Source organism: Bradyrhizobium pachyrhizi (assembly GCF_001189245.1).
In the GTDB taxonomy this organism is placed as follows: Bacteria; Pseudomonadota; Alphaproteobacteria; order Rhizobiales; family Xanthobacteraceae; genus Bradyrhizobium; species Bradyrhizobium pachyrhizi.
The window spans coordinates 191,262-200,819 of sequence record NZ_LFIQ01000084.1 but is presented as its reverse complement, the minus strand read 5'-3'; the positions used below and the strand labels follow the sequence as shown (position 1 = coordinate 200,819).

The 9,558-nt window shown below is 65.4% G+C and carries 6 protein-coding genes; 3 read left to right on the top strand and 3 right to left on the bottom strand.

Annotation, left to right across the window (positions count from 1 at the left end; all coding sequences use genetic code 11):
• Positions 1 to 411 precede the first annotated feature (411 nt).
• Entirely contained in the window at positions 412 to 1,440 is a 1,029-nt protein-coding gene (locus AKL29_RS19715) for a peptidoglycan -binding protein (RefSeq protein ID WP_050385262.1), read from the bottom strand.
• 27 nt (positions 1,441 to 1,467) lie between these two features.
• The gene (locus tag AKL29_RS19710) at positions 1,468 to 2,454 is read right to left on the bottom strand and encodes a hypothetical protein (RefSeq protein WP_050385261.1); all 987 of its coding nucleotides are present in this window, start codon (positions 2,452 to 2,454) and stop codon (positions 1,468 to 1,470) included.
• Positions 2,455 to 2,998: 544 nt separating this feature from the next.
• On the opposite strand from AKL29_RS19710, the gene AKL29_RS19705 reads away from it, so the two are divergent.
• The 3 genes from AKL29_RS19705 (at position 2,999) to AKL29_RS19695 (ending at position 8,625) form a co-directional block, all read left to right on the top strand.
• Positions 2,999 to 4,204 carry an efflux RND transporter periplasmic adaptor subunit gene (locus tag AKL29_RS19705; RefSeq protein WP_152977667.1) on the top strand — a complete coding sequence of 402 codons (1,206 nt, stop codon included), beginning with the start codon at positions 2,999 to 3,001 and terminating at the stop codon, positions 4,202 to 4,204.
• A 6-nt stretch (positions 4,205 to 4,210) separates the two neighbouring features.
• Positions 4,211 to 7,366 (top strand): multidrug efflux RND transporter permease subunit, encoded by a 3,156-nt coding sequence (locus AKL29_RS19700; protein WP_050385260.1) that lies wholly within the window; start codon positions 4,211 to 4,213, stop codon positions 7,364 to 7,366.
• A gap of 107 nt (positions 7,367 to 7,473) precedes the next feature.
• Positions 7,474 to 8,625: an AAA family ATPase gene (locus AKL29_RS19695; RefSeq protein ID WP_050385259.1), complete on the top strand. Its 1,152-nt coding sequence runs from the start codon at positions 7,474 to 7,476 to the stop codon at positions 8,623 to 8,625.
• A 14-nt stretch (positions 8,626 to 8,639) separates the two neighbouring features.
• Here the strand turns inward: AKL29_RS19695 and AKL29_RS19690 are convergent, their stop codons facing one another.
• Positions 8,640 to 9,434: an inositol monophosphatase family protein gene (locus AKL29_RS19690; protein ID WP_050385258.1), complete on the bottom strand. Its 795-nt coding sequence runs from the start codon at positions 9,432 to 9,434 to the stop codon at positions 8,640 to 8,642.
• Positions 9,435 to 9,558 lie beyond the last annotated feature (124 nt).

Here is a 9,558-nt window from a genome sequence, read left to right as displayed (position 1 = left end):
ACCCCAAATCTCAATTGTTGCGCGACGCTGAGGCCGCGATCCCGTTCCCAATCAATTGCGGTGGCTATGGGTCCCGGCTTTCGCCAGAACGACGATCGTGTGTGTGGCATCCGCACTGTAATCGCTCGGCTCGCCGCCTCCGCATGCGCGGGTGATGACACCGCGTGGTGTGAGACGATGAATCGAGAACCATCCTCATCGTCGTCCCGGCGCAGGCCGGGACCCATAACCACCGATGCGAATTGTCAAGTGCGGTTGCAACGACGAGTCCCACCTACAACACCCGCCGCGGCGTATCGGTCCCGGCCTGCGCCGGGACGACGGCGGTATGTGCGGCGCGACTTCAGCCTGTCGTCTCGCCGGGATAAGCCTGGCCATGACGGAGCGTCGCGTTCCACGCCGACATGCGGGTCATTTTTCCGTCAGCTTCAGCTCGATGCGGCGGTTGCGCTTGTAGGCCTCTTCAGTCTGCGCGGTGTCGAGCGGCTGGAATTCGGCAAAGCCGGCGGCGACCAGGCGCTGCGCCGGCACGCCGAGCGAGACCAGGTACTGCACCACCGAGATCGCGCGCGCCGAGGACAATTCCCAGTTCGACTTGAACAGCGGGCTGTTGATCGGCCGCACGTCGGTGTGGCCGTCGACGCGAAGCACCCAGGCGATCTCGGCCGGAATCTGCTTGTCGAGATCGATCAGCGCGCTCGCGACCGTTTCGAGCTCGGTCTTGCCCTCGGGCAGCAGCGTCGCCTGGCCGGTGTCGAAGAACACTTCCGACTGGAACACGAAGCGGTCGCCGACGACGCGGATATCGGGACGGTTGCCGAGGATCGCACGCAGCCGACCGAAGAATTCCGAGCGGTATTTCGATAGTTCCTGCACCCGCTGCGCCAGTGCGACATTGAGGCGCTGACCGAGATCGGCGATGCGGTTCTGCGATTCCTTGTCGCGTTTCTCGGAGGCGTCGAGCGCCTCTTCGAGCGCGGCGAGCTGGCGGCGCAGCGCGCTGATCTGCTGGTTCAGCAGCTCGATCTGCGCCAATGCGCGCGACGATACGGCCTTCTCGGACTCCAGCGCCTTGTTGAGTTCGTTGGCGCGGCCCTGCGCGTCGCTGCCGGAACTCGCGAGTCCCTCATAGAGCCCCTTGATGCGGTCGCGCTCGCCTTCCGCGGAAGCGAGCCCGGCGCGCAGCTGCGCCACCTGGTCGTCGAGCGTCAGCTTGGAGAGCTTCTCCAGCGACAACAGGTCGTTGAGCTGGGCGATCTTGGCGGTGAGCTGTTCCAGCGCCTTGTCCTTGCCCGTGACCTCCTGCGACAGGAAGAACTGCACGACGAGGAACACCGACAGCAGGAACACGATCGACAGCACCAGCGTCGACAATGCGTCGACAAAGCCGGGCCAGTAGTTGAAGCCGGATTCGCTGCGGCGCGAGCGGGCGAGGGCCATGGGTCTCTCCTTGGGCTTGCTCCCCGGCTAGCTCTTCTCGGGTTGGCGGGCGAGGCGTTCGAGCAGCCGCTTGATCTCGCGGTTCTGCTCGCCCTGGCCGTCGGCCCATTCGCGGATCATCTGCTGCTCGGTGCGCATATGCGCGACCAGCCCCTGGATCGCCTCGGCAAGATTGGCCATCGCGGCCGTGGTGCTGCGGCCGCCGCCGCCTTCCTCCAGCGCGGTGCGGAGCCGGTCGATCGCGCCCTGCATGTCGCCGGAGACGCCGGCTTCATCGCCGGAAATGCCGCGCACGGTGCCGGCGAGCCAGTCCTCGAGGTCGGTGTAGAAGCGGTTCTGGGCCTGGCTCGACTGCAGGTCGAGGAAGCCGAGGATCAGCGAGCCGGCAAGGCCGAACAGCGAGGACGAGAACGAGATGCCCATGCCGCCGAGCGGCGCGGCGAGGCCCTCCTTCAGCGTATCGAACAACGCGCCGGCGTCGCCGCCGACCTTGAGCCCGTCGATCACCTTGCCGACCGAGCCCACCGTCTCGATCAGGCCCCAGAACGTGCCGAGCAGGCCGAGGAACACCAACAGGCCGGTCATGTAGCGCGAGATGTCGCGGGCTTCATCGAGGCGGGTTGCGATCGAATCGAGCAGATGCCGCATGGTCTGCTGCGAGATCGACATCCGCCCCGCGCGTTCGCCGCCGAGGATCGCGGCCATCGGGGCAAGCAGCGTCGGGCGGCGCGCGATCGCAAGGCCGGGATCGGCGATGCGGAAATTGTTGACCCAGGCGACCTCGGGATAGAGCCGGATCACCTGGCGGAACGCCAGGATGATGCCGATCAGCAGCACCGCCCCGATCAGGGCGTTCAGTCCCGGATTGGCAAAGAAGGCGGTGACGATCTGCTTGTACAGCACGACCCCGACCAGGCCGCAGAGCACCAGGAACACCAGCATCCGCACCAGGAAGATCCGGGGCGAGGACAGCTTGCTCAATTCGATCTCCATGTCGGAGCGGGAAGGAGGCATTGCCGGGTCATCCGTTCGCGAAGGCCGCATCTGCGAGCAATATGGCACAGCGGCGGAGTGAGGAAAGCCGATTCCAGGGGCAGCAAACAGGACCTTGGGTTGGAATCTCGTGGGCCGTTGCCGCTTTGCACGGCTTTCCGACCGGTCGGCGCATCACCATCCACAGAGCTGCATACCCCACCCGCAGATCGCGAGATGAGGTCGGTTTGCACGCATCCTTGGGTGGGACGAGCGCGACGCAGGGTGATTCGGTCCGATTGTCTCGGTGTCGCGAGGTGCGGCATTCCGCGCAGGGTAAAATGGCCGGATTCCCGTGCACGCAGTCCTTAATGCATTCCCACAGCTTGCGATGGAACCTGCTCACAATGCAGTGAGTCGATAAAACATGCCGAAAAATCAGGGTGATAGGTTTGTGTGACAATGAGCCGCCCGACAAACGCTTTGCGTCGCAGCAAACGGGTTTTATTTTCCACGCAGCAAAACGAGCGGTGTCGCAGTGACATCGCTGTTCGTTTCTTCAAACCTATCAGGGGCGATCATCTCAATGTCTGGACTTCGCGCGCAATCGGCATGCATTGCATTGATGCTGGCTGCCCTCGCGCCAATGCTTGCTGGCTGCGACGAGCCGAACACCGCAACCGCCGCCGTACAAGCACCCGAGCCGGACGTCAGTGTCGTCACCGTGAGGCCGCAGTCGCGCGCGATGGTGCGCGAACTGCCGGGCCGCATTGCGCCGACCCGTGTCTCCGAGGTGCGCCCGCGCGTCTCGGGCATCATCGTCAACCGCATGTTCCATCAGGGCAGCGAGGTGAAGGTCGGCGATCCCCTGTACCAGATCGATCCGCGCCCGTTCGAAGTCGAATTGCAGTCGACCGAGGCGGCGCTGGCGCGCGCCAAGGCCGTGCTCGAGCAGGCCGCGCTGCAAGCTCGCCGTATCGCCACCCTGACCAGCCAGCGCGCCGCGCCGGAAGCCGAGAATGAAAAGGCGATCGCGACGCTGAAGGGAGCCGAAGCCGACGTTCAGGGCCGCGAGGCCGATGTTGCCCGCGCCAAGCTCAACCTGGATTACGCAACCATTCGTGCGCCGATCGACGGCACCATCGGTGCTGCGCTGGTCAGCGAGGGCGCCCTCGTCGTGCAGAACGACGCCGCGAGCCTTGCGACCATCCAGCAGCTCGATCCGATCTACGCCGACTTCCAGCAGTCGGTGACCGAGATGAACCAGCTCCGCCGCGCCTTCGAGAGCGGCGACCTCGACCGCATCGCGCCCGACGCGATGAAGGTGCGCCTCGTGCTCGACGACGGCTCGATCTACCCGCTGCCGGGCAAGCTGCTGTTCTCCGACGCCAAGGTCGACGCCTATACCGGGCAGGTGACGTTGCGCGGCGAGTTCCCGAACCCGCATCGCATCCTGCTGCCGGGCATGTATGTGCGCGTGCTGATCGAGCAGGGCATCGACAGCGATGCGATTGCCGTGCCGCAGCAGGCGATCCAGCGCAATGGCGGCGGCGGCAGCGAGGTGTTCGTCGTCAAGGCCGACAATCACGTCGCGGTGCAGCCGGTGCGCACCGGCTCGCTGCAGGGTGGTTCCTGGTTCGTGACCGACGGCCTGAAGGCCGGCGACAAGGTCGTCGTCGAGGGGTTCCAGAAATTCGCCGCCGGCGACAAGGTCCGGCCGCAAGCCTGGCGCGAGGTCGACGCAGCTGCAGCACCGACGGATTCGCACCAGACCGCGCACGCGGTGCGGTGATCCGACATGCCTAGCTTCTTCATCGACAGGCCGATCTTCGCCTGGGTCGTCGCGCTGTTCATCTGTCTGATCGGCGCGATCTCGATCCCGCTGCTCGCGGTCGCGCAATATCCGATCATCGCACCGCCCTCGATCTCGATCTCGACCAGCTATCCCGGCGCGTCGCCGGAGAACCTCTACAACAGCGTGACGCGGCTGATCGAGGAGGAGCTCAACGGCGCCGCCAACATCCTGAACTTCGAATCGACCTCCGACTCGCTCGGCCAGGTCGAGATCATCGCCAACTTCAAGCCGGGCACCGACACCAGCCAGGCCTCGGTCGAGGTGCAGAACCGCCTCAAGCGCGTCGAGGCGCGGCTGCCGCGCGCCGTGATCCAGCAGGGCATCCTGGTCGAGGAAGCCTCATCAGCCGTGCTGCAGATCATCACGCTGAACTCGACCGACGGCAGCCTCGACGAGGTCGGCCTCGGCGACTTCATGATCCGCAACGTGCTCGGCGAGGTGCGCCGCATCCCCGGCGTCGGCCGCGCCACGCTGTATTCGACCGAACGCAGCCTGCGAATCTGGATCGATCCGGCCAAGCTGGTCGGCTACGGCCTGTCCGCCGACGACGTCAACAAGGCGATCACGGCGCAGAACGCCCAGGTCGCCTCCGGCAGCATCGGCGCCGAGCCGAGCACCGATACGCAGAAGATTTCCGCGCAGGTGCTGGTGAAGGGCCAGCTGTCCTCACCCGATGAATTCGGCGCCATCATCCTGCGCGCCAACAATGACGGTTCGACGGTCCGCCTGCGCGACGTCGCGCGGATCGAGGTCGGCGGCCTCAGTTACCAGTTCAACACGCGCCTGGACGGCAAGCCGACCGCCGGCCTCTCGGTGCTGCTGTCGCCGAAGGGCAATGCGCTGGCGACCGCGAGCGCGGTCGAAGCCAAGATGAAGGAGCTGTCGCGCTTCTTCCCGGCCAACATCTCCTACGAAATCCCCTACAACATCACGCCGGTGGTCGAGGCTTCGATCAAGAAGGTGTTGACGACGCTGGTCGAGGCCGTGGTGCTGGTGTTCGTCGTGATGTTCCTGTTTCTGCAGAACATCCGCTACACCATCATCCCGACCATCGTGGTTCCGGTGGCGCTGTTGGGCGCCTGCGCCACGCTGATGATCGCGGGCTTCTCGATCAACATGCTGACCATGTTCGGCATGGTGCTGGCGGTCGGCATCCTCGTCGACGACGCCATCGTCGTGGTCGAGAACGTCGAACGCATCATGGCGGAGGAAGGCCTGCCGCCGAAGGAAGCCACCAAGAAGGCGATGTCGCAGATCACCGGCGCCATCATCGGCATCACGCTGGTGCTGATGGCGGTGTTCGTGCCGATGGCGTTCTTCCCTGGCTCGGTCGGCATCATCTACCGGCAGTTCTCGGTCACCATGGTGGCGGCGATCGCGTTCTCGGCGCTGCTCGCGCTGTCGCTGACGCCGGCGCTGTGCGCGACGCTGCTCAAGCCGGTCAAGAAGGGCCACGGCCATGCCAGCAAGGGCGTGTTCGGCTGGTTCAACCGCGTGCTCGACACCAGCCGCGCGGGCTATACCCGCACCGTGCAGGGTTCGCTGAAGCGCACTGGCCGCCTGATGCTGATCTACCTCGTGCTGTTCCTCGGCGTCGCCTACGGCTTCGTGCGGCTGCCCGGCGGCTTCCTGCCGGTCGACGACCAGGGCTTCATCACGACCGACGTGCAGACGCCGTCGGAGTCGTCCTATGCCCGGACCGAAGCCGCGGTCGAGCAGGTCGAGAAGTACCTCAAGGACCGCGCCGGCATCGAGAACGTCACGTTCCTCACCGGATTCAGCTTCCTCGGCCAGGGTATGAACACCGCGCAGGCCTTCATCACCCTGAAGGACTGGTCGGAGCGCGGCCCGAAGGATTCCGCCGCCGCCATCGTTGCCGACATCAACCGCGACTTGTCGTCGATCCGCGACGCCAGGATCTCGGCGTTGCAGCCGCCGCCGATCGACAACCTCGGCAACTCCTCGGGCTTCTCGTTCCGCCTGCAGGACCGCGGCCAGAAGGGCTATTCGGCGCTGATCGCCGCATCCGATCGCCTGATCGCGGAGGCCAATGCCAGTCCTGTGCTGCAGAAGGTCTATGTCGAAGGCCTGCCGCCGGCGCCGCAGGTCAATCTGATGATCGACCGCGAGAAGGCGGGCGCGTTCGGCCTCACCTTCGAGGACATCAACAACACGATCTCGACCAATCTCGGTTCGAACTACATCAACGACTTCCCGAACCGCGGGCGCATGCAGCGCGTCATCGTGCAGGCCGACAAGACCAGCCGCATGAACGCGGACGATATTCTCAACTACAACGTCAAGAACAGCCGCGGCCAGCTGGTGCCGTTCTCGGCCTTCGCCACCATCGAGTGGACGAAGGGGCCGACGCAGATCGCGGGCTTCAACTACTATCCGGCGGTGCGCATCTCCGGCGAGGCGCGGCCGGGCTTCACCTCGGGCGATGCGATCGCCGAGATGGAGCGGCTTGCCGACAAGCTGCCGCGCGGCTTCGGCTATGAATGGACCGGCCAGTCGCTGCAGGAGAAGCTGTCGGGCTCGCAGGCGCCGTTCCTGCTCGCGCTCTCGGTGCTGGTGGTGTTCCTGCTGCTCGCCGCGCTCTATGAGAGCTGGACCATTCCGCTCGCGGTGCTGCTCACCATTCCGCTCGGCATTCTCGGCGCGGTGGTGGCGGCGACGATGCGCGGGCTCTCCAACGACGTCTATTTCACCGTCGGCCTGATCACCATCATCGGTCTTGCGGCGAAGGATGCGATCCTGATCATCGAGTTCGCCAAGGACCTGCGCGCGCAGGGCAAGCCGCTGGTCGAGGCGACCATCGAGGCGTGCAGCCTCAGATTCCGCCCAATCCTGATGACCGGTCTCGCGTTCGTCTGCGGCGTGCTTCCGATGGCGATTGCGACCGGCGCCGGTGGTGCCAGCCAGCAGGCGCTCGGCACGTCCGTGATGGGCGGCATGATCGCAGTGGTGATCCTTGCGCTGCTCCTGGTGCCGGTGTTCTTCGTCAGCGTGCAGCGCGTGCTGGCCGGCGACCGGGAGAAGGCCGCGGAGAATGCCGAAGTCTACGGCCCGCCTGCGCCGGCAAGGGGAGGCCACTGATGTCCGTCGGCGGCGCCTCCGGCTTGCTTTTCCAGCATAGTCAATCCAGATTGCAGCTCTGGATTGAACGGGGAGCGGTCAGGCAACCCGGAGATTGAGAGCATGCGATGCGGCCGAGCGATATTGCGATCTCGAACTATCGCTCGATCCGGCGGCTCTCGATGGCCATTCAACCGCTGTCGGTCTTCGTCGGCGAGAACGGCGTCGGCAAATCCAATCTCTACAAGTCGCTGTCGCTGCTGCGCGACGCGGCGACCGGCCGGATCACGCGCACGATCGCCGACGAGGGCGGATTGAACTCGGTCTGCTGGTCAGGCATGCGCCAGCGCGGCGAGGACGGGCGGCTGCGATTGGCGGCCAGATTCGACAACATCAAATACGCGATCGAACTCGGACATCCGGGCCCGGTCGAGGCGGCATTTCCCGGCGAGCCGATGATCAAGTCCGAACGCATCGAGGCGTTCCATGGCAAGCGGAAAGTCCTGATGATGGAGCGGACGAATTCACATGTCAGCGTCCGCGGCGAGAGCGGCGCCTGGAGCGAGCACAAGAATGCGGTGTTGCCATCGGAAACCGCGCTCGCCGATTTCCTCGACGGCCAGACATGTCCCGAAGTCGGCTTGATCAGGAACGCCTTGCAGAGCTGGCGCTTCTATCACGATTTCCGCACCGATCCGGCGTCGCCGATCCGCAAGCCCTGCCTCGCGATCACGACGCCGTCGCTGAGCGCCGATGGCAGCGACCTGGCTGCCGTTTTGGCAACGCTCTACGCGATCAGGGAGGATGCGGCCGACCTGCAGGATGCGATCGAGGATGCATTCCCCGGTGCCGAGCTCCGGGCATGGGAAGCAAACGGGCGCTGCGAATTCGAGTTGCGGCAGGCGGACATGCCGCGCCCGTTCAAGGCGCACGAACTATCCGACGGCACGCTGAAATATATCTGCCTGCTCGCCGTGTTCATGGGCTATCGCCTGCCGCCGTTCATCGCGCTGAACGAGCCCGAGACCAGCCTGCATCCATCGCTGTTGGCGCCATTGGCGAGGTTGATCGCCAAGGCGTCGCGCCGCGCCGACATCTGGATCGTCACCCATTCGGAACAACTGATGGAGGCACTGCGCAGCGAGAGCTCGGTGCCGCTCCGCCGGGTGATCAAGGCGAAGGGCGCCACCACCATCGAGGGCCTGACCGCTGGCGGTGAATTTCGTGACCGGGAAGACGACCAGGATGACGATGACGATGACGATGATGACGACGAATAGATCGCGCCGTCGCGCTACTGCCCGAGCGGCTTCAGGATCTTGATCAGCTCGCCGTGCACGAACTCGTTGCCGCAGACCACGTGGCCGGTCTGCAGCGGGTCGTCATTGCCCTGGATGCCCGAGACGGTGCCGCCGGCTTCGCGGACCATCAGCAGGCCGGCCGCGACGTCCCAGGCCTGCAGATTGCGCTCCCAATAGCCGTCGAGCCGGCCGGCGGCGACGAAGGCGAGGTCGAGCGAGGCGGCGCCGAAGCGGCGGAAGCCCGCGACCTTGGTCTGCAGCGCGGCCATCTCCTGCAGCGCCAGCTGGTGGTTGCCGCGGCCGATATGCGGCAGGCCGCAGGCGACCACGCATTCGTTGAGCTGGCGGCGGCCGGCGACGCGCAGCCGCTGGTCGTTGAGGAAGGCGCCCTTGCCGCGCTCGGCGATGTAGAGCTCGTCATTGGCCGGATTGTAGATCACGCCGGCGATCACGGTGTCCTCGCGCTTGAGCCCGATCGAGATCGCGAATTGCGGGATGCCGTGCAGGAAGTTGGTGGTGCCATCCAGGGGATCGACGATCCAGGTGTGGCTCTTGTCGCTGCCTTCGCGCTTGCCGCCTTCCTCGCCGAGGAACCCGTAGCCGGGCCGGGCCTTCTCGAGGTCGGTGTAGAGCATCTCCTCGGCGCGCTTGTCGGCGAGCGAGACGAAGTTCGCCGGCCCCTTCAGCGACACCTGGAGATGTTCGATCTCGCCGAGGTCGCGCTTGAGGCTGCGGCCGGCGCGGCGCGCGGCCTTGACCATGACATTGATGACAGCGGAATAGAGCATGATGGAAGCTGGTGGCTTTCGAGCGTTGGAAATCGATCGGGCAGCGTAGCAAGACCCTGCCCGTCATCCTGAGGAGCGCGGAACGCGCGCCTCGAAGGATCGACGGCCCGGTCCGGGGCCGTCG